Origin of the sequence: Pseudomonas sp. GD03944 (genome assembly GCF_029839275.1) — a bacterium.
Classification (GTDB): domain Bacteria; phylum Pseudomonadota; class Gammaproteobacteria; order Pseudomonadales; family Pseudomonadaceae; genus Aquipseudomonas.
Genome location: NZ_JAOCAH010000012.1, coordinates 87,781 through 111,927, shown reverse-complemented (window position 1 = coordinate 111,927; position 24,147 = coordinate 87,781). Strand labels below are relative to the sequence as shown.

The window sequence follows — 24,147 nt, the reverse complement described above, 5'->3', positions numbered from 1 at the left end:
GCATGAGCGAAAACCAAACGTACGACTCCAACAGTATTAAGGTCTTGAAAGGCCTGGATGCCGTACGCAAGCGACCAGGTATGTACATCGGTGACACTGACGATGGCAGCGGTCTGCATCACATGGTCTTCGAGGTGGTCGATAACTCGATTGACGAAGCCCTGGCTGGTTATTGCAGCGAAATCACCATCACCATCCACCCGGACGAATCCATCAGCGTGCGCGACAACGGCCGCGGTATTCCGGTGGACATCCACAAGGATGAAGGTGTGTCCGCGGCAGAGGTCATCATGACCGTCCTGCACGCCGGTGGTAAGTTCGACGACAACAGCTACAAGGTCTCCGGCGGCCTTCACGGCGTAGGTGTGTCGGTGGTGAACGCCCTGTCCAAGGAGCTCGTTCTGACCATCCGCCGCAGCGGGAAGATTTGGGAGCAGACCTATGTCCATGGCGTGCCTCAGGCGCCTCTCGCGGCCGTGGGCGATACCGAAGGTTCCGGTACCCAGATTCACTTCAAACCGTCCGAAGAAACCTTCGCCAACATTCACTTCAGCTGGGACATTCTGGCCAAGCGCCTGCGTGAGCTGTCCTTCCTGAACTCGGGCGTCGGCATCTTCCTGAAGGACGAGCGCACCGGTAAAGAAGAGCTGTTCAAGTACGAGGGTGGCCTGCGTGCCTTCGTCGAATACCTCAATATGAACAAGAGCACCGTCAACCAGGTGTTCCATTTCAACGTTCAGCGTGATGACGGCGTAGGCGTTGAAATCGCCCTGCAGTGGAACGACAGCTTCAACGAGAACCTATTGTGCTTCACCAACAACATCCCGCAGCGCGACGGTGGTACTCACCTCGCGGGCTTCCGCTCGGCACTGACCCGTAACCTGAACGCCTATATCGAGCAGGAAGGCCTGGCCAAGAAGCACAAGATTTCCACCACCGGCGATGACGCCCGTGAAGGCCTGACCGCGATCATTTCGGTGAAAGTACCCGACCCGAAATTCAGCTCCCAGACCAAGGACAAGCTGGTTTCTTCCGAGGTGAAAACCGCGGTCGAGCAGGAGATGGGCAAGTACTTCTCCGACTTCCTGCTGGAAAACCCGAACGAAGCCAAGGCCGTTGTCGGCAAGATGATCGATGCGGCCCGCGCCCGTGAAGCGGCCCGTAAGGCCCGTGAAATGACCCGCCGCAAAGGCGCATTGGACATCGCAGGCTTGCCGGGCAAACTGGCGGACTGCCAGGAAAAGGACCCTGCCCTATCCGAACTGTACATCGTGGAAGGGGACTCCGCGGGCGGCTCTGCCAAGCAGGGACGTAACCGCAAGACCCAGGCAATCCTGCCGCTCAAGGGCAAGATCCTCAACGTCGAAAAAGCACGCTTCGACAAGATGATTTCCTCCCAGGAAGTCGGCACGCTGATCACCGCCCTGGGCTGTGGCATCGGCCGCGAGGAATACAACATCGACAAGCTGCGCTACCACAACATCATCATCATGACCGATGCTGACGTCGACGGTTCGCACATTCGTACCCTGCTGCTGACCTTCTTCTTCCGTCAGCTGCCGGAGCTGGTCGAGCGCGGCTACATCTACATTGCCCAGCCGCCGCTGTACAAGGTCAAGAAAGGCAAGCAGGAGCAGTACATCAAGGACGACGAGGCCATGGAAGAGTACATGACCCAGTCGGCCCTGGAGGACGCTAGTCTGCACGTCAACGAAAGCGCCCCAGGGCTCGCGGGCGAGGCGCTGGAGCGCTTGGTCGGTGACTACCGCCTGGTGATGAAGACCCTCAGGCGTCTGTCGCGCCTGTACCCGCAGGAGCTGACCGAGCACTTCGTCTACCTGCCGGCCGTCAGCCTGGAGCAGTTGGCCAGCAAGCCGCTGATGGAGAACTGGCTGTCGCTGTTCGACGCCCGTCTGAAGACCATGGAGAAGTCAGGTCTGGTCTACAAGACCAGCCTGCGCGAAGACACCGAGCGCCACCTGTGGCTGCCGGAAGTCGAGTTGATCTCCCACGGCATCTCCAGCTACATCACCTTCAACCGTGATTTCTTCTCCAGCAACGACTACAAGACGGTCACCAGCCTCGGCGATCAGCTCAACAGCCTGCTGGAAGACGGTGCCTATGTGCAGCGTGGCGAACGCAAGAAGCCGGTAAGCACCTTCAAGGAAGGCCTGAACTGGCTGATGACCGAAAGCACCAAGCGCCACAGCATCCAGCGATACAAAGGTCTTGGCGAGATGAACCCGGACCAGCTGTGGGAAACCACCATGGACCCGGAAGTGCGCCGCATGCTCAAGGTGCGTATCGAAGACGCCATTGCCGCTGACCAGATCTTCAACACCCTGATGGGTGACGAAGTCGAACCGCGCCGTGACTTCATCGAAACCAACGCCCTGGCGGTGTCCAACCTGGACGTCTGACGGTCTCGCTCCAATAAAAAACCCGGCCTAGGCCGGGTTTTTTGTTTTTAATCAGTGAGTTACGCAACGTGTCTTCAGGCCCACCAGTAGCGCACCATGTGGAAGAACACCGGGGCGGCGAAACACACCGAATCGAGGCGATCGAGCATGCCGCCGTGGCCCTCGATCATGTGCCCCCAATCCTTCACGCCGCGGTCGCGTTTGATCGCCGACATCACCAGGCCACCGGCAAAGCCGAGCAGGCAGACCAGCAGGGCGAACAGCCCGGCCTGCCAGAAGGCAAACGGCGTGATCCAGCACAGCGACGCGCCAATCAGCGTGGCCAGCGCTACCCCACCGACGAAGCCTTCGACGGTCTTGGAGGGTGACAGGTTGGGCGCGATCTTGGTTTTCCCGGCGAGCTTGCCGCATACGTACTGCAACACGTCCGACAGTTGCACCACGATCACCAGCCAGGCGATCAGCAGCAACTGCCGCCCTTCGTAACCCGGGATCTCCAGGGTCAGCAGCGCCGGTACGGTGGAGATGCAATACACCGCGATCATCAGTCCCCACTGCACCTTGGACGTTCGCTCGAGGAAGCGCGTGGTGTCGCCGCCCAGGGACGACAGGATTGGTAGCAGCAGGAATAGGTAGACCGGGATGAAGATGGCGAACAGGCCGTACCAGCCGATGCCCACCAGCAGGTACTGCATCGGCAGCGCGAAGTAGAAGGCGGCTACCAGCGCCGGGTAGTCACTGCGCCGGGTCGGTGTCAGGGTCATGAACTCGCGCAGGGCGTAGAACGACACGCAGTAGAACAGCACCACCACGCCGACGTTGCCGAACAGAAAGGCGAAGCCGATCACCAGCACCATCACCCACCAGGCGTTGATGCGCGCGTTGAGGTTGTCGATGACCGGGTGGGGTTCGTTGCCTGCGCGGAATTTCAGCACGCGCCCGATGATGCTCGCCAGGAGCAGGATGCCGCCGATACCGGCGAACAGCAGAAGGGTATTGCGATCCATCTCAGACCTCCTCGGGCGCCATGGCCAGCAGCGTATCGCGGGCACGTTCGAGGTACGCCTCTTTGCCCTCCTCTTCACCCATGCCCAGCGGAGCGCCGAAGTTCAGGGTGCACAGCAGCGGCAATGGCAAAGCCCTGCCCTTGGGCATGACGCGGTTGAGGTTGGCAATCCACACCGGGATCACCTCGACATCGGGGCGCGCCCTGGCCAGGTGGTAGAGCCCGCTCTTGAACGGCAGCAAGCCCTCCTCCAGGTTGCGCGTACCCTCCGGGAACACGATCAGTGAATCACCCTGCTCCAGGGCGTCGAGCATGGCCTGCAGTGGATTGTGGTCGGAGGAACTGCGTTGCCGGTCCACCAGCACACCGTTGAACACGCGCTGAATCAGGAAGCTGCGCAGCCCACCCTTCATCCAGTAGTCCGAGCCGGCGACCGGGCGGGTGCGCTGACGCAGCTCGGGAGGCAGCGAAGCCCAGAGCAACACGAAGTCGCCGTGGCTGCTGTGGTTGGCGTAATAGATGCGCTGCACCGGCAGCGGTGTGCTGCCGAGCCACAGCGCGCGGGCGCCGGTGAGCAGACGCGCGCCTGAGGTGATGAGGAATGCAACGAAAGAAGCGAGCATGAGCGTGGTCCTTATCCGTTCGACAGCCAGGGCATCAGCAGCACGGCCGACACCGCGACGAGCAATTGCAGGCCGCACCACAGGGCCTGGCGCCGCAACAAACCCAGTGCGCCCTGGCTGCGTTGTGCCCAGGAGCGTCCGGCATTGGCGGCAGGTTGACCAAGGCCGAGCAGCGCCTGGTCGAGTTCCGCGGTGCGCCGCTCTAGCTGATCGGGCGCCTGGGACAGGTGCTGAAACAGCTCGGCATCGATGGCTACCCGGATGGCATAGAACTTCTGTACGCCACCCAATACCACCAGTGCCGTGCACAGCCCGGCGGCAAGCAGTGATGTTGCTACACCGAGCAATGGCGACAGGCCGATGGCCAGGGCCAGCAAGAGCACAGCGCTGGACAGCCGGTCGATGGCCTTGCCCCGGCGTAACAGGGTCGCCACGAGTTGCAGTTGCAGGTCACTGGCCATGGACGACCTCACCGGTAACAGAAGGCGCCGGAAGCGCCAGCAAGGCCTGCAGAGCGCGTTGGTGAGCCTCTCCCAGGACAACCTGAGGGCGAGCCTGGCGCAGGCGATCGAGCGCCTCTGCGACGCTCGTGCAGCGGTCTGTGTGCAGCAACCAGGCTGCCACCGCGGTGGCGCTGCGCGAATACCCCAGGGCGCAACACACCAGGACCGGCCCATGTTGACGCAGGTCTTCGATGGCCACAGCGGCATCCAGGCAGTGCTGAGGGCTGGGAGCGATCAGGTCCAGGGTTGCCAGTTCCCGGTACACACGCCCTTCGGCCTTGCAGGGCAACTCGGCGCAGAGGTCGGCGATGGCCGCGAATGAATGGCCCTCCCCGGGCGCCGGGATGCGCCCGAGCCAGATGCCGTCGGCGACTTCATCAGGCTGCGGGTGCCGCCGGGTCCAGGCCCGGGAGTTGATCCAGGCGCCGAGCAGGTAGGGCGCCAACAACCAATTGCTGGCCGCGCTCAGGCGGCCATCGGCACGTTTCTGAAACCCCCGGGCATCGAACAGCGCATAGTTCAGCGCCACCAGCAGCAGAGACAGGGCCGGCCACAGCAGCCACAACGCCGCGCCACCGATGTTCACCGCCAGCACGCTGCACAGCGCCGCTCCAAGGCTGTAGCGCAAGGCCAGGCGCCACCGTCCGGAATCGCGCGCCAGGCGCCAGGCCAGCAACGGGCTGCGCCCTTCGCTCGGCCACAGCCACAGGCAGAGGAAGCCGGCGAGCAGGCCGGTGGGCACATCGATGAAGTGGTGCTGCCAGGTGGTCAGCACCGAGAGCCCGATGAGGAAGAACCAGGTATGCAGCACCACACGCCACAGGCCGGTGGCGTAGTGAGCGAAGCAGGCCCAGAGCACCACCAGCAGGGTGATATGCAGCGATGGCGCCTGGTTGAAGGGTTTGTCGAAGCCCATCAGTACGTCGAACATCAGCCCGAACAGGCCGTCCAGTTCCGGCCGTTCGAAGGTGAAGCGCAGGGGCCAGAGCAGGAAGCAGGCGATGCAGATCACCTGGGCGGTGAGCAGGCGCAGGCCATGCCGGTCCATCTCGCCGCGGCTGGCCGGCAGCAGGAACGACAGGCCGTAGAGCAGATCGATCGACCAGTAGGGAATGATCGTCCAGGGCCACAGCGGCATGTGCCGTTCCCAGCCGAACACCAGGCTGCCGACGTCATCGCGCTGGCCGGTGAACCAGTTGGCGAAGCCATAAGTGCTGAAGAACAGCGGGGCGAGCAACAACAGCCAGAGTACGCCGCGCTTCCATAATCCGGCTTCCCGGAGAACCACGGCGGGCGTCATCAGGACACCCGCTGCGCCAGGGACACACTGAAGATGCCCCACTCATCGATGCGCTGGGTCAGCTTGCGGAAGCCGGCGGCTTCCACGAGCTGGTCCATTTCCGCCTGGCTGCGACGGCGCATGACCCAGGCCTGGCCACCGCGGTGGCTGGTGAGGGCGCGGGCGATCAGTTCCAGCTGCGGGTGCCACGGCTGGCCGGTGTAGACCAGGTAGCCACCCTCCTCCACGGCGGCTGCCAGACCGGCCAGGGAGTCACCCACCATCTGGTTGCTGCCGAACAGCTCATACAGGCCGGATACCACCGCCAGTGTCGGCTTGGGATCAAGCGTTGCCAGGTCCGCCTTGTCGAAGGCATCGCCTTTGACGAAACGGGCGATATCGCCCAGGCCCTTCTGGGCGATCAGGGCCGCGCCGTCGCGCACGTTGATATCACTGTAGTCGCGCAGCAGGATCGAATCGGGCTTCTCTGTGCCCTGCTCCAGCGCTTCGAGGATGTAGCGGCCGTGGCCGGCGGCGATATCGACGATGCGCACCCCCTGGCCCTGCTCCCGCAGCCTGGCCATGGCCAGACGCAGCAATTCCTCGGCATGCACCTTGCGCTGGCGGATGCCGCGCCAGCCGATGGAGTTGAGGTAGTTGCGGTCGATCAGCCTGCCGATCGGCGATGTGCCGGTGGGGGTGTTGCGGTACACATAGTCCAGGGTGCTGCCGGAGTCGAAGCCGGTGTCAAAACCCAGTTTCACGCCGGCGGAAAGACCGCTACCGAACTTCATGCTGGCCCGGGTGGCGCGCCAGTAAAGGTCACGCGGCGAGTTCTTCGGCAGCGGAGCGGCCAGCTCCTCGGCTTCTGCGCAGCTCCAGCCCAGTCGGTCGGCATCCAGCAACGAGGGGCGCTGCAGCGGTTCCTCGAAGGTTTTCAGGACGAAACGGCGGATGCGCGCCAGGGCATGTTCCCGATCGCGCTCGCCCAGGGTGTCGTGGAAGAACCCGGGGAGCACATGCAGCTCCTTGCGCAGGCTGCCCAGGCGCGCGAAGAACTGCTCCTGGGGTTTGCGGTGCACCACGAAGTCGCTGCCGGATACCAGCAGCTGGGTAGGGATCTGGATGGCCTGGGCATCGGCCACCACCCGATCGGCGGCTTCGTAGAGGCCCAGCAGCATGTTCACAGAAATAGGGCGGGTGATCAGCGGGTCCGCCTCGAACGACGCGATGCGCTGCGGATCGTGGCTCAGGAACCTGGCCTTGACGTAGCTGTTGACGAAGAAGTTGCCGCGCCAGGCGCGCATCAGCTTCAGGCCGGGGCGAGCGAAGGGCACGTAGAGCTTGACCTTGAAGGCCGGCGAGGCGAGCACCAGGGCGCGGACCTTGGGAGCGTAGTCATGGGCCCAGGTGGACACGATCACCGCGCCGACGCTCTGCGCCAGGACCACCATGTCTTCGGTGGCGAGGCCGTGGGTGGCGGCGATATGGTCGATGAAGGTCTGTACGTCTCGCACGCTGGTGGCGAAACTCGGGCTGTCGCCCCGCTCGCCCGGCGATTCGCCATGGCCGCGAGCGTCCCAGGCGAAGAAGTCGAAACCGCCCAGCTGCAGTTCATCCACCAGGTGGGCCATCCGGCCGCCGTGCTCGTGGCCGCGGTGGAACAGCACGATGGCGCGCCGGGGTGTGCCGGCCGGGGCATCCGTGGCGGCCCAGTGGCGGTAGAACAGGTCGACCCCGTCGTGGGTGGTGAAGTGCTGGGTGGTGGCTTCGCTCATCGGGTTTTCCTTACTCCGAGACAGAGGGGGCAACCGCTTCGGCCAGACCCTGGCGCACGCGGTTGTACAGCGTATAGAGCAGCAGTGCGGTGATCAGCAGCAGCAGCGCATCGATCCAGCCCAGGGGCAGCAGGCCGCTGGCCACGCCGGCGCCGAGCACGCCGAAGCAGAAGGCGCGGTCGCTCTTGCCCATGGGGCCGTCATAGCGGCGCGACACACCAATCATCGGCCCCATCACTCCGGCGTATTCGCTGACAACCGCCAGCAGCACCAGGATCACCACCAGCACCGGCGATACGCCGGGCAGCAGGGCGAAGGGCAGATAGAGCGCGGCGTCGGCGATCACGTCGCTGAGTTCGTTGAGGTAGGCGCCCAGTTTCGACTGCTGGCCGAATTCCCGGGCCAGCATGCCGTCCACCGCGTTGAGCGCCATGCGCAGCAGCATCCACAAAGGAATCAGGGCGAACAGCCAGAGCTGGCTGACGAACACCGCGAGCAGCAGACCCAGCAGCACGGAGACGACGGCAGCGGTGAGGGTGACCTGGTTGGCGGTGACGCCGTGGGTGTAGAGCTGCTGCACCAGGGGGCGCAGCAGCGCCTGAAAGCGGGGTTTGAGCTGGTAGATCGAAAGCATGGCGAACTCCGTTTCATCGCGGCTTAACGACTGGATCGTGCCAGCTTAGCCGTTTGCGCCTCCTGGCGGCTCTACACCGTGCGTGAACTGCGTCATGCAACGGTGCGAAGAAAACTTATGCCCAATTTATCGACAAACAGGGTGCAACATAAAAATTCGTTAAATCAGACAGTTATAAGCTTTTTTTCTAAAGAAAATTAAATTCCTCAACAGGTTATCCACAGCGCGGTCAGGCGACCTCGACCGACTCCACCGGGGCGGTTTCGGGCGGCAGGTGACCGATTTCCCGTTGTGCCTGGCTGACCCAGGCAAATGCCCGGTCGTTGAGTTCGGCAATGGCCCGCGGGCCGGTGCCTTCGGCGTACATCGCCGGGCCGATCACCACCTGCACGGTGCCGGGGTACTTGGCCCAGCCTTCCTTCGGCCAGAACTCGCCGGCGTTGTGAGCGATGGGCAGTACCGGCAGGTTGGCGTTGACCGCCAGGGCGGCGCCACCACGGGAGAACTTGCCGATCTGGCCCGGCGGAATGCGCGTGCCTTCCGGGAAGATCAGTACCCACACGCCCTGCTCCAGGCGCTCATGGCCCTTGCTGGCGAGTTGCTTGAGGGCGGCCTTGGGGTTGTCCCGATCGATGGCGATCGGCCTGAGCATGGCCATGGCCCAGCCGAAGAACGGCACGTACAGCAGCTCGCGCTTGAGCACCTGGGTCATGGGCTCGAACAGCGCCGAGAGGAAGAAGGTTTCCCAGGTGCTCTGGTGCTTGGCGAGGATCACGCAGGGCTTCTGCGGGATGTTTTCCAGGCCGCTGATCTCGTAGCGGATGCCCACCAGGACCTTGGCCAGCCAGATCGCCCAGGCACACCAGGCCTGGTTGACGAAGCGGTAGCGCGCCCGGAACGGCAGGAACGGCGCAACGAACATGCTGATCACGCTCCAGATGCACGCACTGGAGGACAGGAGCAGATAGAAGAGGATGGTTCTGAGGGTCTGCACTGTCGACATGGGCACGTTTACCGTCGCAGGCGGAGCCTGCCTTATGAATGAAGAAGGTGTGCGGCAACTGCCGCCAGATCATCGAATACCAGGGTTCCTGCTGGCAATGCCTTGCCGGCGGTGATCATGCCTTTCCCGGTCTTTACCAGGACTGGCTGACAATCGACGGTGCACGCGGCTTCCAGGTCACCACTGCTGTCGCCGACGAACCATACCCCGTCGAGGGAAACGCCGTAGTGCGCGGCGATCTGCCGGAGCATGCCCGGCTTGGGCTTGCGGCAGTCGCAGCCGTCGTTGGGGCCGTGGGGGCAATGCACGATCAGGCCCACTTCAGCGCCCTGCTCGGCCACCAGCTCGCGCAACCGCGCGTGCATCGCTTCGAGTGCTTCAGGGCCGTAATAGCCGCGGGCCAGACCGGATTGGTTGGTGGCCACGGCCACGGTCCAGCCGGCCTTGGACAGGCGAGCGATCGCCTCGATGGAGCCGGGGATCGGAATCCATTCCTCGAGGGATTTGATGTACGCGTCGGAGTCCTGGTTGATGACACCGTCGCGGTCGAGAATCAGCAGCTTCATAACGACTCCGTGGCGGGCACCCGCCTGGCGGCAGGCCCCCTTACCGGACTAACCGACCGTGGGTTACCCCGACGGCCGGTTATCCGACGATCAGCCCAGCACCGAGATATCGGCGACACCCAGGAACAGACCGCGCAGTTTGGCCAGCAAGGCGTAGCGGTTGGCCCGGACGGACGGGTCCTCGGCATTCACCAGCACCGCCTCGAAGAAGCTGTCCACCGGCTCGCGCAGGCTGGCCAGGTGGGCCAGCGCCGCGCTGTACTCACGGGCCTGGGCCATCGGCTGGACGGCCTGGTCGGCTTGCTGGATCGCGGCGTTGAGGGCGAACTCGGCCGGCGTGTCGAAGTAATGGGCTTCGATGCTCGGCGCGACATTGCCGTCGGCCTTGCTCAGCAGGTTGGACACGCGCTTGTTGGCGGCAGCCAGGGCGTTGGCTTCCGGCAGCTTGCGGAAGACCTGCACGGCCTGCACGCGCTGGTCGAAGTCCAGTGGCGACACCGGGTTGACCGCACGCACCGCCTGGTAGACGGCCACGTCTACGCCTTCGTCTTCGTAACGCGCACGCAGGCGGTCGAAAATGAAATCCTGCACCTGCGGAGCCAGGCCCGCGGCTTTGACCTTGTCGCCGAACTGGGAAATGGCGAAACCGATGGTCGCGACCAGGTCCAGGTCCAGCTGCTTCTCGATCAGGATACGCAGCACACCGAGGGCAGCGCGGCGCAGGGCATAGGGGTCCTTGCTGCCGGTGGGCAGCATGCCGATGCCGAAGATGCCGACCAGGGTGTCGAGCTTGTCGGCCAGGGCCACCGCGGAACCGGTGAGCGTGCTTGGCAGCTCGGCGCCGGCGCCACGGGGCATGTACTGCTCGTTCAGGGCCAGGGCCACGTCGTCGGCTTCGCCGTCATGCTTGGCGTAGTAGTAGCCGGCAATGCCCTGCATCTCCGGGAACTCGCCGACCATCTCGCTGGCCAGGTCGCATTTGCACAGCAGGCCGGCGCGCGCCGCACGGGGGGCGTCGCCGCCAACACGTTCGGCGATGAATGCCGCCAGGCCGGACACGCGTTTGGCCTTGTCGTAGACCGAGCCCAGCTGGGCCTGGAACACCACGTTGGCCAGGCGCTGGTTGAAGGTTTCCAGCTTCTGCTTCTTGTCCTGCTTGAAGAAGAACTCGGCGTCGGTCAGGCGCGGGCGCACGACTTTCTCGTTGCCGTGGATGATCTGCGCCGGGTCCTTGCTCTCGACGTTGGCCACGGTAATGAAACGCGGCAGCAGCTTGCCGTTGGCGTCCAGCAGGCAGAAGTACTTCTGGTTGTCCTGCATGGTAGTGATCAGCGCTTCCTGCGGCACTTCGAGGAAGCGTTCCTCGAAGGAGCAGACCAGCGGCACCGGCCATTCGACCAGGGCGCTGACTTCGTCGAGCAGGGCCGGTGGCACGATGGCACTGCCCTGCTGCTCGGCGGCCAGCTGGTCGACGCGGGCGGAAATCTGCGCGCGACGCTCGGCGAAATCGGCGATCACATAGGCGCTGCGCAGGTCTTCGGCGTAGCTGGCCGGCGCACTGATGCGCACCTCGTGGTTGGCGTGGAAGCGATGGCCGCGCGACACCCGGCCGGCGGTCTGGGCGAGGATCTCGCAGTCGATCACCTCGTCGCCGAACAGCATCACCAGCCACTGGCTCGGGCGGACGAATTCGGTCTTGCGCGCGCCCCAGCGCATGCGCTTGGGAATCGGCAGTTCGTTCAGCGAGGCTTCGACGATGCCTGGCAGCAGGCCGGCAGCGGCCTGGCCCGGGATGTTCTGGCTGAACTTGAGCTTGGGACCGCTGCGGTCGATCTCGGCCAGGTCCACGCCGCACTTCTTGGCGAAGCCCAGGGCGGCCTGGGTCGGGTTACCGTCGGCGTCGAAGGCGGCCTGGATCGGCGGGCCGTCGAGGTTCACGGCGCGGTCCGGCTGCTGGGTGGCCAACTGCTCGACCAGCACGGCCAGGCGGCGCGGGGCGGCGTAGTAGCGGGTGGCGCTGTAGGACAGGCCGGCGGCCTTGAGGCCTTTCTCGATGCCGGCGAGGAACGCCTCGCCCAGGGTCTTCAGGGCCTTGGGTGGCAGCTCTTCGGTGCCCAGCTCTACCAGGAAATCACGTGCACTCATTCTGCTGCCTCCAGCTTGGCCAATACTTCATCACGCAGGTCGGGGGTGGCGAGCGGGAAGCCGAGTTTGCGGCGTGCCTGCAGGTAGCTCTGCGCCACGGCGCGAGCCAGGGTGCGCACGCGCAGGATGTACTGCTGGCGCGCGGTCACCGAGATGGCGCGGCGGGCATCGAGCAGGTTGAAGGTGTGCGACGCCTTGAGGACCATTTCGTAGGTCGGCAGCGGCAACTCCAGTTCGATCAGGCGGTTGGCTTCGGACTCGTAGAAGTCGAACAGCTCGAACAGCTTGTCGACGTTGGCGTGTTCGAAGTTGTAGGTGGACTGCTCCACCTCGTTCTGGTGGAACACGTCGCCGTAGGTGACCTTGCCGAACTGGCCGTCGGTCCAGACCAGGTCGTACACCGAGTCCACGCCCTGCAGGTACATGGCCAGGCGCTCCAGGCCGTAGGTGATCTCACCGGTCACCGGGTAGCACTCGATGCCACCCACTTGCTGGAAGTAGGTGAACTGCGTGACTTCCATGCCGTTCAGCCAGATTTCCCAGCCCAGGCCCCAGGCGCCGAGGGTCGGCGATTCCCAGTTGTCCTCGACGAAACGGATGTCGTGCACCAGCGGGTCGATGCCGATGGCCTTCAGCGAGCCGAGGTACAGCTCCTGAAAGTTTTCCGGGTTCGGCTTGAGCACCACCTGGAACTGGTAGTAGTGCTGCAGGCGGTTGGGGTTCTCGCCATAGCGGCCGTCGGCGGGACGGCGGGACGGCTGCACGTAGGCAGCGTTCCAGGTCTCCGGGCCGATGGCGCGCAGGAACGTGGCGGTGTGGAAGGTGCCGGCGCCCACTTCCATATCGTAGGGCTGCAGCACCACGCAACCTTGCTCGGCCCAGTACTGCTGCAGGGCGAGGATCAAGTCTTGGAAGGTGCGCACGGCAGGCGTAGTCTGGCTCACGGAAAATTCACCTGTTGAGGCTGGCGACGGAAAAGGCGGGAGTATACCCCAATCCGCGCGGCCTCCGCCGCCCTGGAAGGCCCTATGCCCCGCTGTTTCTGGTGTACCGACGACCCGCTGTATCAGACGTATCACGACGAGGAATGGGGCGTGCCGCAACGCGACCCCCAGGCGCTGTTCGAAATGCTCCTGCTGGAAGGCTTCCAGGCCGGCCTGTCGTGGATCACCGTGCTGAAGAAACGCGAGCGCTACCGCCAGGTGCTGTTCGGCTTCGACCCCGAACGCCTGGCGCGCCTGACCGATGAGGAGATCGAGGGGCTGATGCAGGACCCCGGCATCATCCGCAACCGCCTCAAACTCAAGGCCGCCCGGCAGAACGCCCAGGCCTGGCTGAAGCTGGACGACCCGGTGACCCTGCTCTGGTCGTTCGTCGGCGGCCGGCAGAAGGTCAACCACTTCGCCCAGCGCAGCGAGGTGCCCGCCGTCACCCCGGAGGCCGAAGCCATGAGCAAGGCCCTGAAAAAGGCCGGCTTCACCTTCGTCGGCCCGACCATCTGTTACGCCTACATGCAGGCCACGGGCATGGTCATGGACCACACCCGGGACTGTGACCGTTATGCCCTTCTGCAACAGGAACGCCGTGCATGACCACCATTAATACCCTGGAGCAGCTCGACGCCCTGTATGGCCAGCCCCACGAGCGTTCCCTGCGCAAGGAACTCGATCACCTCAGCGCGCCCTACCAGGAACTGGTCAGGGCCGCGCCTTTCGTGGTGCTGGCCACCGCCGGGCCGGACGGTCTGGATTGCTCGCCCCGTGGGGATGCACCGGGTTTCGTCCAGGTGCTCGACGAGCGCACCCTGCTGCTGCCCGACCGCCCGGGCAACAACCGCATCGACAGCCTGCGCAACATCGTCGCCGATCCCCGGATGGCGCTGCTGTTCATGATCCCTGGCGTGGGCGAGAGCCTGCGGGTCAATGGCCGGGCTAGCATTTCGCTGGAGCCCGAGCTGCTGGAAGCCTGCGCCGTGCAGGGCAAATTGCCGCGCAGCGTGCTGCGGATATCGGTGGAGCGCTGCTACTTCCAGTGCTCCAAGGCCATCGTTCGTTCGCGCCTGTGGGACCCGGAGCACCAGGCCGACCGTTCGCAGCTGCCGTCCGCCGCCGACATGATCAAGGCGGTCAGCGATGCGGATTTCGATGCCGTCAGCTACGAGCGCGACCTGCAACTGCGGATCAAGAACGGTCTCTACTGAGCGGAGTTGGTACACTGTCGCCTTTTGCGCTTCGGAGGCGTTCGTGGAAAAACTCAAAGGCGCGCTGGTGGTCGGTTTCCTGCGCTTGTTCGCCCTGCTGCCCTGGCGGGCGGTACAGGGTCTGGGTGCCGCCATCGGCTGGCTGATGTGGAAGCTGCCGAACGGCTCGCGCAATGTCACCAGCATCAACCTGCGCAAGTGCTTCCCGGAGCTGGACGACCAGGCCCATGACCGGCTGCTGGGGCAGACGCTCATGGACATCGGCAAGACCCTGACCGAAAGCGCCTGCGCCTGGATCTGGCCGGCGCAGAAGTCGATCGACCTGGTGCGCGAAGTCGAAGGCCTGCATGTGCTGCAGGAGGCCCTGGCCAGCGGCAAGGGCGTGGTCGGCATCACCAGCCACCTGGGCAACTGGGAAGTGCTCAACCACTTCTACTGCTCGCAGTGCAAACCGATCATTTTCTACCGCCCGCCGAAGCTCAAGGCGGTGGACGACCTGCTGCGCCAGCAGCGGGTGCAGCTGGGCAACCGCGTGGCGCCGTCGACCAAGGAAGGCATCCTCAGCGTCATCAAGGAAGTGCGCAAAGGCGGCGCGGTGGGCATTCCCGCCGACCCGGAGCCGAGCCTGTCGAGTGGCGTGTTCGTGCCGTTCCTTGGCACCACCGCGCTGACCAGCAAGTTCGTGCCGGGCATGCTGGCCGGCGGCAAGGCGGTCGGCGTGTTCCTGCACGCCCTGCGCCTGCCCGACGGCTCCGGCTACAAGGTGATCCTCGAGGCGGCCCCCGAGGCGATGTACAGCGAAGACGCCACCGTCTCCGCCACGGCCATGAGCGGTGTGGTCGAGCGCTACGTGCGCGCCTACCCGAGCCAGTACATGTGGAGCATGAAGCGCTTCAAGAAGCGCCCCGAAGGCGAAGCGCGCTGGTACTGATGGCGGGCTGTCGCGCCCTGTTCGAGGAGTCCCCTGAACGCATCGCCGCTGAAGCGCCTCCCACGGTGTGTGCGTGATCCACCCTACGGAGCTTTTCAAGCCCCTTCTGCGAATCCCGAAAAAGCGCCCGCACCGGCGCTTTTTTCGCTTATGGCTGGGCCTTGGCGAAAATTTGCGCTATTAACGGCACACCACCTGCCAAGGATCGCTTTGTCCATGTCCTCGAATCAGCGCCAACACCCGCGTACGCCGATGAAATGCCGGATCAAGATCTGTCACCCGAGCTTTGGCGAGGTGGTGGCGCAGACGCGTGACCTGTCCGATGGCGGGGTGTACGTCAAACACCCGGATCTGGCGGCGCTGCCCCAGGGCACCTGGGTCACTGGCCAGGTGCAGGACCTGCCGATCGAGGCGCCGGTGCTGCAGATGGAAGTGATGCGGGCCGACGCCGAGGGCGCCGGCCTGCGGTTTCTCCTCGAGGATTGATACGCGCCTCAGTGCGCCTCGTTCACCGCGCTGAGGAAGCTCTGGGTCCGTTCTTCCTGTGGGTTGCCGAACAGTTCGGCGGGCGTGCCCTGTTCGTGGATGCGGCCCTGGTGGAAGAAGCACACCCGGTCGGCGAATTCCTTGGCGAAGCCCATCTGGTGGGTGACCATCAGCATGGTCAGGTTGTGCTCGCTGCCCAGGCGGCGGATCACGTTGAGCACTTCGCCGCACAACTCGGGGTCGAGCGCCGAGGTCACTTCGTCGAACAGCATCACCTTGGGGCGCATGGCCAGGGCCCGGGCAATCGCCACGCGCTGCTGCTGGCCGCCTGAGAGTTGCGAGGGGTAGTGGCCCATCTTCTCGCCCAGGCCGACCAGGTCGAGCAGCTCCTTGGCCCGCTCCGTGGCTTCCTGCTTCTTCATGCCCAGCACCTGGATCGGCGCTTCGATGACGTTCTGCAGCGCGCTCATGTGCGGGAACAGGTTGAAGGATTGGAACACCATGCCGATCTTGCCGCGCACCCGGCGCTGGTGGCTGGCGCTGGCGCGTACCAGTTTGCCGTTGCGTCCGGGCATGTGAGTCAGGGGCTCGGCATCGACCATGATTACCCCTTCGTCGATGGTTTCCAGGGTCATCAATGCACGCAGCAGGGTGGATTTGCCCGAGCCGCTGGGGCCGATGATGGCGACCTTTTCGCCCTCGTTCACCTCCAGGTTGAGGTTGTTCAGGCAGGTGAAGTTGCCGTAACGCTTGGTCACGTTGTCGAAGCGGACGATGGGCTGAGACATGGGCGTACTCCCGGCGTGGGCGGACGAAGTGAGGTCGAAGGTGGGACTGGAGAGTGTGGTCATTGCGGTTTCAACTCCATGCGGTCTTCGAGGCGGCGCACGCACCAGGCCAGGGCCAGGCTGAGCAGCAGGAAGAACAGGCCGACCAGGGTGATGGGTTCGAGGTAGCGGAAGCTCTCGGAGCCGATGTTCTTGGCCTGCTGCATGATTTCCACCACGGTGATGGCCGACAGCACCGGGGTGTCCTTGAGCATGGCCACCAGGTAATTGCCCAGCGCCGGGAGGATCGGCCGCAGCGCCTGGGGCAGGATGATGTCGCGGTACGCGGTGGTCGGCGCCATGTTCAGCGCCGTGACCGCTTCCCACTGGCCGCGTGGCACGGCATCCAGGCCGGCGCGGTAGACCTCGGCGGTGTAGCAGGCGTAATGCAGGGCGATACCGAGGATGCCGGCCTGCAGCGCGGTGAGGTTCAGGCCGTAGTTGGGGAACACGTAGAACAGGAAGTACACCTGGATCAACAGTGGCGTGCTGCGGATGAACTCGATCAGCCCGGCCACCGGCCAGGACAGCCAGGCATGCCGGCTGCGACGGGCGATGGCCAGCAGTAGGCCGAGCACCACGGCGATGGCGAAGCCGGCCAGGGTGATGATCACGGTGTTCAGCGAGGCGCGCAGCAGGTCCGGAAGGATGCTCCAGGCGAACTGCCAGTCGAAGAAATTCATGACAGGCCTCCCTGCATCCGGCCCCGGGCGAGGCGACGCTCCAGCAGGCGCATGCCGAGGTTGATCGCCTGGGCCATGACGAAGTACATCAGCAGGGCCATGGCGAAGATTTCCAGGGTCATGAAGGTTGCCTGGTCCAGTTGCCGGGCGCGGAACGCCAGGTCGGACAGGGTGATCAGCGACACCAGCGAGGTGTTCTTCAGCAGCTCGATCAGCAGGTTGGTGCCGGGCGGGATCGCCGCCAGCAGGGCCTGCGGCAGGATGATCCGGCGAAAGCGCGCCAGGGGCGTCATGTTCAGCGCCAGGGCGGCCTCGTACTGGCCCTTGGGCACCGAGCGGATCGCCCCGCGCATGACTTCGGCACCGTACGCGCCGATGTGCAGGCCAAGGCCGACCACGGCCACCATGAAGGCGCTCATCTCGATGTTGAACGGCGGCATCGGCAGCACGAAGTACAGCCAGAACAGCTGTACCAGCAGCGAGGTGCCACGGAAGATTTCGATGTAGACGATGGACAGCCAGCGCAGCGGACGGATCGGCGACAGCCGTCCGAGGGCGGCGAGCACGGCGGATACGATCGCCAGCAGCGAGCCCCAGAAGGTCACCTGGATGGTGACCCAGGCGCCCTGCAGGAGAAGGGGGATCAATTCATTCATAACTCACACCGATCAGGGCCTCGCGGCCATCTGGTGAACCCGCACGCGTAACCCACCGCGTGCGGGACTGCTCAGCGATTCACTGGCCGCACAGCTCGGCGGCGGTCTTCTCGGTGATGTTCGACTGGTCGAAGCCGAAGGGTTTGACCGTGGCCAGGTGCTCTTCGCTGCCGATCCACTTTTTCAGCTCGGCATTGACCGCGTCGCGCAGGTCCTTGTCTTCCGGGCGGAACGCCAGGGCACCGTAGCCGGTGTGGGCCGGGTCGTCCTTGAAGTCGGCAATAGCTTCGACCTTGTCGCCGCCCTTCTCCGCCAGGCCCTTCATGGTCAGCTGGGTGCCGACCGCGGCATCGGCGCGGCCGCTGCGCACGGCCTGCAGCTGCGCGGTGGTGTCGGGCACCTGGAGGATCTGCGAATCCTTGATCCCTGCGTTGCGGGCGTAGCCCAGGTTCACCGTGCCGGACATGATCGCCACCTTGGCGCCGCTCTTGGCGATGTCGTCATAGCTGCCGAGGTTCTTCGGATTGCCACTGGCCACCAGCAGGGTGTCGGGCAACTGGTAGTGCGGGTCGGTGAACAGCACTTGTTTGCAGCGCTCGGGGGTGATGTACATGCCGGCGGCGATCAGGTCGAAGCGGCTGGCGCGCAGACCAGGGATCAGCGAGCCCCATTCGGTGAGCACCGGGTTGATCTTCTGCGCGCCCATGCGCTCGAAGATCTTGGTGACGATTTCCGGGGACTCGCCAGTGACCTTGCCGTCGAGGGCGGTGTAGGCGAACGGTGTTTCGTTGGCGTAGCCGATGCGTACGCTACCGCTGTCCTTGATCTTGTCCAGGGTCGAGGCCTGGGCCAGGGTGCTGGCGGCGAGCAGACCGCAGGCCAGCGCGAGGTGGCGAAAACGAGGTGGGGTAACGCTACTCATCTTGGTGTTCTCCTGTTTCTTGTAGTCCGCCGTTGGCGGCGTGATGTGTTAGGAGGCAGGTGAATCAAGCGCGTTGGGCGCCGCGTGGCGCCGGGTGGGTAGTTGTTGTGGGGTGCCGAGTGGGCACCTTTTTTTCCACCCTGGGTTCGAGCATACAAAGGCTTTTTTGGCTGCGGCATTGCACTAGGACAATTGAATCGCCGCGCCTCGCGCGGGATGCTGTGCGCTGCCAGCCGCCAGATGGATACCGTCGATGCAGAACTGGAAGAACGCCCTGGGCAATGCGCGTCAGGGTGAATCGAAGTACAAGCTCCTGGTCCAGGCGATCACCACCGACATCGAACAGGGTACCCTGAGCGACGGCCAGCGGCTGCCCCCGCAGCGCCAGGTGTCCGATGCGCTCGGCATCAGCGTGCAGACCGTGACCAACGCCTACAAGGAGCTGGAGCGCCAGGGCCGGGTGCGTTGCGAGGTGGGGCGTGGCAGTTTCGTGTCGCGGCGCACCAGCGAGCGGGTCGCCACCTCGATGCTCGACCGCGACGAGCAAGCGCTGATGGATTTCTCCAATGCGCGCATCCTGCACACCGCCGAGCATGACCGGCTGTGGCGACAGACCTGCCTGGAGCTGGCGCAGGAGCCGGACCAGCCGTGGATTCACGCTTTTCGCCCGATTGCCGGCCTGGAACACCAGCGCGACGCGGCGGTGCGCTGGCTGGCGCGCCTGGGCATGGATGTCGGCATCGAGGACGTGCTGCTGACCAACGGCGCCGCCCATGCGATCTTCCTCGCCCTGGCCACGCTGGCCGGGCCGGATGACGTGGTGCTCTGCGAAGGCCTGACCGACCACGGCGCCATTGGCAGCTCGCAGGTACTCGGCTTCACCCTCAAGGGCCTGGAGATGGACCGCTACGGCCTCAACCCCGAGCACTTCGAGGACATGTGCGGCAACGAGCGGATCACCGCGCTGGTCTGCACACCCAACCTGAATAATCCCACCAGCGCACTGATGCCCGACGAGCGCCGCCGGGAGATCGCCGAGATTGCCCGGCGCTATGGCGTGTACATCATCGAGGATGACGTCTACGGCCCGCTGCTCGCCGGCCAGCAGGCCACGCGGCCGCTGAGCCACTATGCGCCGGAGCTGTCGTTCTACTGCACCAGCATGACCAAGTCGGTGCTTACCGGCCTGCGCATCGGCTACCTGGTGATGCCCAAGCGCCTGGCGTTGCGCACCGAAAGCATCCTGCGGGTGAACAGCTGGATGGCCACCTCGCTGATGGGCGAAGTGGCGGCGCGCTGGATCGACTCCGGCGAAGCCGAGGACCTGGTGCAACTGCAGCGCCAGCTCCTGGCCAACCGTCAGGCGCTGGTGGAGCAGGCGCTGGGCGAACACTTGATCGGCAGCCACCCCTACTCGCTCAACAGCTGGTTGCGGGTGCCCGACGGCTGGGAGATCGACGGCCTGCTGCGCGAACTGCGCCGCCGCAACGTGGCGCTGACCCTGCCCGATCCCTTCATCCCGCCGGGCATGCCCCGGCCCCGCGCCGTGCGCCTGTGCGTGGGCGCCGAGTGCAGTGAAGCGAAAATGCGCCAGGGTGTGCAGGTGGTGCGCGACGTGTTCGGCCAATACCCCAAGGTTCACGACTTCTAGCCTGCCGGCTGCCCCGTGGGAGGCGCTTCAGCGGCGATGCTTTCAAGGCAGTCGCGGCTAAAACTCCTCCCACGGGTGAGGACAGATTCGGGACGCGCTTTAGGGTGGACGTCGCTCTTCACGTCCACCACTTTTTTAGTGGATCGGTAAGCGTGATCACCTAAAGGCACCCGCTTGTGGGAGGCGCTTCAGCGGCGATGCTTTCAAGGCAGTCGCGGCTAAAGCCCCTCCCACAGGTGAGGACAGATTCGGGACGCGCTGTAGGGTGGACGTCGCTCTTCACGTCCACCGCTGCAGTGGATCGGTGAAGCGTGATCCACCCTACGGCACGCGCTTGTGGGAGGCGCTTCAGTGGCGATGCTTTCAAGGCTTTCGCGGCTAAAGCCCCTCCCACGGGCGAGTACAGATTCGGGACGCGCTGTAGGGTGGACGTCGCTCTTCACGTCCACCGCTGCGGTGGATCGGTGAAGCGTGATCCACCCTACGGGCACGCGCTTGCAGCAAGCCGAACAAAAAATCGTCCTAGTACATTCAGCCGCTCAATTTCCCGCTCATACACTCGGTCGCACCTCTTCACGGAATGTGCGCCATGCCCTCCATCCCGTTCGATGACCTGCTCCAGGCTCGCCAGCGTATTGCCGGCCTGGTGCGCCAGACGCCGCTGGAGCATTCGCCCAGCCTGAGCCGTCGGCTCGGTGTGCCGGTGTGGCTCAAGCTGGAATCGCAGCAGACCACCGGTAGCTTCAAGCTGCGCGGTGCGAGCAATGCCATCGCCCAGTTGAGTGCAGAGCAGAAGCGCCTGGGCGTGGTCACCGCGTCCACCGGCAACCACGGCCGCGCGCTGGCCCATGCGGCCGCGCAGCAGGGGGTGAAGGCGATCGTTTGCCTGTCCGAGCTGGTGCCCCAGAACAAGGTGCTGGCGATCCGCGAGCTGGGTGCCGAGGTGCGCATTGTCGGGCGCAGCCAGGACGACGCCCAGGTCGAGGCCGAGCGGATTGCCCGGGAGCAGGGCGCGACCTTCCTGCCTGCCTTCGACCACCCGCACATCATCGCCGGCCAGGGCAGCCTGGGCCTGGAGATTCTCGAACAGTGCCCGGATGTCTGCGAGGTGCTGGTGCCGTTGTCCGGTGGTGGCCTGTTCGCCGGCGTGGCGCTGGCGATCAAGGCGGCCAGCCCGGCGATCCGCACCCACGGCATCAGCATGCGCCGTGGTGCGGCCATGCACGCCAGCCTCGAGGCCGGTGAGCCGGTGGAGGTGGAAGAGCTGGCCACCCTGGCGGACTCCCTCGGCGGCGGCATTGGCCTGGACAACCGCTACACCCTGGCGATCACCCGTGAATGCTGCGACCAGGTGCACCTGCTCGACGAACCGGCCATCGCCGCCGGCATGCGCCACGCCTACCGCGAGGAGCGGCTGGTGGTGGAAGGCGCGGCGGCCGTCGGCATCGCCGCCCTGCTCGACGGCCTGATCGAACCCCGCGGCCCTGTGGTGGTGGTGATCAGCGGCCGCAACGTGGACATCGACCAGCACCTGCGGGTGCTCAACGGCGCAGACGCCTGAGGAAAGCCCGTGACCAAGACCCTGATTCTCAACCAGGCCGACCTGCGCGATTGCGTCGGCCTCGACACCGACAGCCTCGAGACCGTGGAAAACGCCTTTCGCCTGCTGGCCACCGCGGCGGTGGCCATGCCGCCGATCCTGCGTCTGGATGTGCCCGAGCACAACGGCGAGGTGGACGTGAAGACTGCCTACCTGCCGGGGGTGGACCACTTCGCCATCAAGGTCAGCCCCGGTTTCTTCGACAACCCCAGGCTCGGCCTGCCCAGCCTCAATGGCCTGATGATGCTGTTCTCGGCGCGCACCGGCCTGGCCGATGCGCTGCTGCTGGACAACGGCTACCTCACCGCCGTGCGCACCGCCGCCGCGGGTGCCGTGGCCGCCAAGTGGCTGGCGCGCAAGGATGCTGGTGTGGTCGCCATTCTCGGTGCCGGCGAGCAGGCACGGTTGCAGCTGCAGGCCCTGCGCCTGGTGCGTGAGGTGCGCGAGGTGCGCATCTGGGCACGCGAAGCGGGCAAGGCCCGGGCCATGGCCGCCGAGCTGGATGATGCCCGCGCCGTGGACAGCATCGACGCTGCCCTGGACGGCGTCGACATCGCCATCACCACCACACCGAGCCGCGAGCCGCTGATCCAGCCGCAGCACCTGCGCCCCGGCCTGCACATCACCGCCATGGGCTCGGACGCCGAGCACAAGAACGAGATCGCCCCGGCCGTGCTGGCGCAGGTCGATGCCTACGTCGCCGACCGCCTGAGCCAGACCCGGGTGCTGGGCGAGCTGCACCACGCCATCGCCGCCGGCCTGGTCGATACCACCGCCGAGTTCGCCGAACTCGGCCAGGTGATCGCCGGCCAGCGGCCCGGTCGCACCACGGACGAGCAGATCACCCTGTGCGACCTGACCGGCACCGGCGCCCAGGACACCGCCATCGCCAGCCTCGCCTACCAGCGTGCCGTCGCGACGGGCAAAGGCCTCAGCTTCGACTCCTGAATCCGTTCCATCACGAGGGCAACTGCAATGTCCGACATCGTCGTCAACCTCCCTTTCACCCGGGAGGAATATGCCCAGCGCATCGCCAAGACCCGCGTGGCCATGCAGGCCCAGGGCATCGAGCTGCTGATCGTCACCGACCCGTCCAACATGGCCTGGCTCACCGGCTATGACGGCTGGTCGTTCTACGTGCACCAGTGCGTGCTGCTGGCGCTGGACGGCGAGCCGGTGTGGTTCGGCCGGGGCCAGGATGCCAACGGCGCCAAGCGCACGGTGTTCATGGAACCGGACAACATCATCGGTTACCCGGACCACTACGTGCAGTCCCGCGAGCGCCACCCCATGGACTACCTGTCCAGCGCGGTGATCGCCGCCCGCGGCTGGGACCGGCTGAGCGTCGGCGTGGAGATGGACAACTACTACTTCAGCGCCGCGGCCTTCCGCTCGCTGCAGCAGCACCTGCCGGCGGCGCGCTTCGTTGACGCCACCGCGCTGGTCAACTGGCAGCGCGCGGTGAAATCGCCGACCGAGATCCAGTACATGCGCGTGGCGGCGCGCATCGTCGAGCAGATGCACAGCGCGATCCTCGAGCGCATCGAGCCGGGCCTGCGCAAGAACGAGCTGGTGGCCGAGATCTACCGCAGCGGCATCCTCGGGGCCGACGGCCATGGCGGCGACTACCCGGCCATCGTGCCACTGCTGCCGACCGGCGCCGACGCCAGCGCGCCGCACCTGACCTGGGACGACACGCCGTTCGAACGCGGCGCCGGCACCTTCTTCGAGATCGCCGGCTGCTACAAGCGCTACCACTGCCCGCTGTCGCGCACCATCTACCTGGGCAAGCCGCCGCAGCACTTCCTCGACGGCGAGCGGGCCGTGGTCGAAGGCATCGCTGCCGGCCTGGAGGCGGCCAAGCCGGGCAACACCACCGGCGACATCGCCCGGGCGTTCTTCAAGGTCCTGGAGAAGTTCGGCATCCACAAGGACAGTCGCTGCGGCTACCCCATCGGTATCAGTTATCCGCCGGATTGGGGCGAGCGCACCATGAGCCTGCGCCCGAGCGACGACAGCGTGCTGCAACCGGGCATGACCTTCCACTTCATGCCCGGCCTGTGGCTGGACGACTGGGGCCTGGAAATCACCGAGAGCATCCTGATCACCGACAGCGGCGTGGAGACCTTCTGCGACGTGCCGCGCCAGCTATTCGTGAAGGATTGATCCCGTCGTAATCCGTAGGGTGGAAAACCGCGAAGCGTTTTCCACCAGTCTCTGACCTCGACGGCGGA

General features: G+C 65.1%; 23 protein-coding genes. 9 read left to right on the top strand and 14 right to left on the bottom strand.

The features are described from left to right. The first annotated feature begins 2 nt into the window (after positions 1-2). Complete coding sequence (gene gyrB, locus N5C28_RS18305; protein WP_279824549.1) at positions 3-2,420, top strand: DNA topoisomerase (ATP-hydrolyzing) subunit B; 2,418 nt, start codon at positions 3-5, stop codon at positions 2,418-2,420. A gap of 74 nt (positions 2,421-2,494) precedes the next feature. On the opposite strand, the gene N5C28_RS18300 is transcribed toward gyrB, so the two are convergent. From N5C28_RS18300 to glyQ, 10 genes are all read right to left on the bottom strand, one after another. Beyond that, complete coding sequence (locus N5C28_RS18300; protein ID WP_279824547.1) at positions 2,495-3,427, bottom strand: phosphatidate cytidylyltransferase; 933 nt, start codon at positions 3,425-3,427, stop codon at positions 2,495-2,497. A 1-nt stretch (position 3,428) separates the two neighbouring features. Then, complete coding sequence (locus N5C28_RS18295) at positions 3,429-4,049, bottom strand: lysophospholipid acyltransferase family protein (protein ID WP_279824546.1); 621 nt, start codon at positions 4,047-4,049, stop codon at positions 3,429-3,431. Positions 4,050-4,060: 11 nt separating this feature from the next. Then, the gene (locus N5C28_RS18290; RefSeq protein WP_279824544.1) at positions 4,061-4,510 is read right to left on the bottom strand and encodes a hypothetical protein; all 450 of its coding nucleotides are present in this window, start codon (positions 4,508-4,510) and stop codon (positions 4,061-4,063) included. Continuing rightward, entirely contained in the window at positions 4,500-5,852 is a 1,353-nt protein-coding gene (locus N5C28_RS18285; RefSeq protein ID WP_279824543.1) for a phosphatase PAP2/dual specificity phosphatase family protein, read from the bottom strand. The genes N5C28_RS18290 and N5C28_RS18285 overlap by 11 nt, the downstream gene beginning before the upstream one ends. After that, positions 5,852-7,609, bottom strand: a complete 1,758-nt coding sequence (locus N5C28_RS18280; protein ID WP_279824541.1) for a bifunctional alpha/beta hydrolase/class I SAM-dependent methyltransferase — start codon at positions 7,607-7,609, stop codon at positions 5,852-5,854. Before N5C28_RS18280 ends, N5C28_RS18285 begins: the two co-directional genes overlap by 1 nt. A gap of 10 nt (positions 7,610-7,619) precedes the next feature. Further along, entirely contained in the window at positions 7,620-8,243 is a 624-nt protein-coding gene (locus N5C28_RS18275; protein WP_279824539.1) for a CDP-alcohol phosphatidyltransferase family protein, read from the bottom strand. A gap of 229 nt (positions 8,244-8,472) precedes the next feature. After that, positions 8,473-9,246 carry a lysophospholipid acyltransferase family protein gene (locus tag N5C28_RS18270; RefSeq protein WP_279824538.1) on the bottom strand — a complete coding sequence of 258 codons (774 nt, stop codon included), beginning with the start codon at positions 9,244-9,246 and terminating at the stop codon, positions 8,473-8,475. 32 nt (positions 9,247-9,278) lie between these two features. Then, on the bottom strand, positions 9,279-9,812 hold the full coding sequence (gene gmhB, locus N5C28_RS18265) for a D-glycero-beta-D-manno-heptose 1,7-bisphosphate 7-phosphatase (RefSeq protein ID WP_279824537.1): 534 nt from the start codon (positions 9,810-9,812) through the stop codon (positions 9,279-9,281). Between the two features lie 90 nt (positions 9,813-9,902). Next, positions 9,903-11,957 (bottom strand): glycine--tRNA ligase subunit beta, encoded by a 2,055-nt coding sequence (gene glyS, locus N5C28_RS18260; RefSeq protein ID WP_279824536.1) that lies wholly within the window; start codon positions 11,955-11,957, stop codon positions 9,903-9,905. Then, a complete protein-coding gene (gene glyQ / locus N5C28_RS18255; protein ID WP_279824535.1) occupies positions 11,954-12,901 on the bottom strand; it encodes a glycine--tRNA ligase subunit alpha in 948 nt (315 codons plus the stop codon). The genes glyS and glyQ overlap by 4 nt, the downstream gene beginning before the upstream one ends. Before the next feature lie 84 nt (positions 12,902-12,985). On the opposite strand from glyQ, the gene N5C28_RS18250 reads away from it, so the two are divergent. The 4 genes from N5C28_RS18250 to N5C28_RS18235 all read left to right on the top strand — a co-directional run bounded on the left by N5C28_RS18250 (position 12,986) and on the right by N5C28_RS18235 (position 15,574). Continuing rightward, on the top strand, positions 12,986-13,549 hold the full coding sequence (locus tag N5C28_RS18250; protein WP_279824534.1) for a DNA-3-methyladenine glycosylase I: 564 nt from the start codon (positions 12,986-12,988) through the stop codon (positions 13,547-13,549). Further along, positions 13,546-14,157 carry a pyridoxamine 5'-phosphate oxidase family protein gene (locus N5C28_RS18245; RefSeq protein ID WP_279824533.1) on the top strand — a complete coding sequence of 204 codons (612 nt, stop codon included), beginning with the start codon at positions 13,546-13,548 and terminating at the stop codon, positions 14,155-14,157. Before N5C28_RS18250 ends, N5C28_RS18245 begins: the two co-directional genes overlap by 4 nt. Before the next feature lie 43 nt (positions 14,158-14,200). Beyond that, positions 14,201-15,088, top strand: coding sequence for a lysophospholipid acyltransferase (locus N5C28_RS18240; RefSeq protein ID WP_279824532.1), 888 nt, complete (start codon positions 14,201-14,203; stop codon positions 15,086-15,088). A gap of 216 nt (positions 15,089-15,304) precedes the next feature. Then, positions 15,305-15,574: a PilZ domain-containing protein gene (locus N5C28_RS18235; protein ID WP_279824531.1), complete on the top strand. Its 270-nt coding sequence runs from the start codon at positions 15,305-15,307 to the stop codon at positions 15,572-15,574. Between the two features lie 8 nt (positions 15,575-15,582). Here N5C28_RS18235 and ehuA read toward each other — a convergent pair whose 3' ends face one another. From ehuA to ehuB, 4 genes are all read right to left on the bottom strand, one after another. Continuing rightward, positions 15,583-16,362, bottom strand: coding sequence for an ectoine/hydroxyectoine ABC transporter ATP-binding protein EhuA (gene ehuA, locus N5C28_RS18230; RefSeq protein ID WP_279824530.1), 780 nt, complete (start codon positions 16,360-16,362; stop codon positions 15,583-15,585). Between the two features lie 59 nt (positions 16,363-16,421). Then, entirely contained in the window at positions 16,422-17,084 is a 663-nt protein-coding gene (gene ehuD / locus N5C28_RS18225; protein WP_279824529.1) for an ectoine/hydroxyectoine ABC transporter permease subunit EhuD, read from the bottom strand. Further along, a complete protein-coding gene (ehuC, locus tag N5C28_RS18220) occupies positions 17,081-17,740 on the bottom strand; it encodes an ectoine/hydroxyectoine ABC transporter permease subunit EhuC (RefSeq protein WP_279824528.1) in 660 nt (219 codons plus the stop codon). The genes ehuD and ehuC overlap by 4 nt, the downstream gene beginning before the upstream one ends. Positions 17,741-17,819: 79 nt before the next feature. Then, positions 17,820-18,662 carry an ectoine/hydroxyectoine ABC transporter substrate-binding protein EhuB gene (gene ehuB / locus N5C28_RS18215; protein ID WP_279824527.1) on the bottom strand — a complete coding sequence of 281 codons (843 nt, stop codon included), beginning with the start codon at positions 18,660-18,662 and terminating at the stop codon, positions 17,820-17,822. A 253-nt stretch (positions 18,663-18,915) separates the two neighbouring features. Between ehuB and N5C28_RS18210 the strand changes: the two genes are divergently transcribed. From N5C28_RS18210 to doeA, 4 genes are all read left to right on the top strand, one after another. Then, entirely contained in the window at positions 18,916-20,313 is a 1,398-nt protein-coding gene (locus tag N5C28_RS18210) for a PLP-dependent aminotransferase family protein (protein WP_279824526.1), read from the top strand. Positions 20,314-20,902: 589 nt separating this feature from the next. Further along, the gene (gene eutB, locus N5C28_RS18205; protein WP_279824525.1) at positions 20,903-21,874 is read left to right on the top strand and encodes a hydroxyectoine utilization dehydratase EutB; all 972 of its coding nucleotides are present in this window, start codon (positions 20,903-20,905) and stop codon (positions 21,872-21,874) included. Positions 21,875-21,883: 9 nt separating this feature from the next. Continuing rightward, a complete protein-coding gene (gene eutC, locus N5C28_RS18200) occupies positions 21,884-22,861 on the top strand; it encodes an ectoine utilization protein EutC (RefSeq protein WP_279824524.1) in 978 nt (325 codons plus the stop codon). Between the two features lie 27 nt (positions 22,862-22,888). Then, positions 22,889-24,079 carry an ectoine hydrolase DoeA gene (doeA, locus tag N5C28_RS18195; protein ID WP_279824523.1) on the top strand — a complete coding sequence of 397 codons (1,191 nt, stop codon included), beginning with the start codon at positions 22,889-22,891 and terminating at the stop codon, positions 24,077-24,079. Positions 24,080-24,147 lie beyond the last annotated feature (68 nt).